This window comes from Tomitella biformata AHU 1821, assembly GCF_000524475.1.
In the GTDB taxonomy this organism is placed as follows: domain Bacteria; phylum Actinomycetota; class Actinomycetes; order Mycobacteriales; family Mycobacteriaceae; genus Tomitella; species Tomitella biformata.
Genome location: NZ_BAVQ01000064.1, coordinates 1 through 347 on the forward strand (window position 1 = coordinate 1; position 347 = coordinate 347).

Here is a 347-nt window from a genome sequence, read left to right on the forward strand (position 1 = left end):
ACAACCATTCCCAGCACGGCCGCTGGGATGGACGCCCTGACCCGGATGCTCACCGCCGTCAGCGTGCCCGTCGATGTGGTCGCCGAGCCGACCTCGATGACCTGGGTCGGTATTCATGCCGCCGTCGGCACCGCGGGAGCCCGCTTCTATTTGATCGGGACCAAGCACTCCGCCCGTCTGCGGGCCGCGGTGGCCGGCAAGAATAAATCCGATGTGATCGACGCACATCTGCTGGCCAAGGCGCTCGACCTGTTCGACCTCAAGCCGCTCGCACGGGACGAGGGCGGAGCCGAGGCGATCAAACGCTCGGCGCTCTCTCGGGCCGACGCGCGGGTGCACCTGGACCA

The 347-nt window shown here is 67.7% G+C and carries 1 protein-coding gene; it reads left to right on the forward strand.

Features of this window, described 5'->3' with window-relative positions:
- Nucleotides 1-27 precede the first annotated feature (27 nt).
- The coding region (locus tag TBIF_RS15275; protein WP_024795644.1) for an IS110 family transposase at nt 28-347 on the forward strand (320 nt) is incomplete at its 3' end.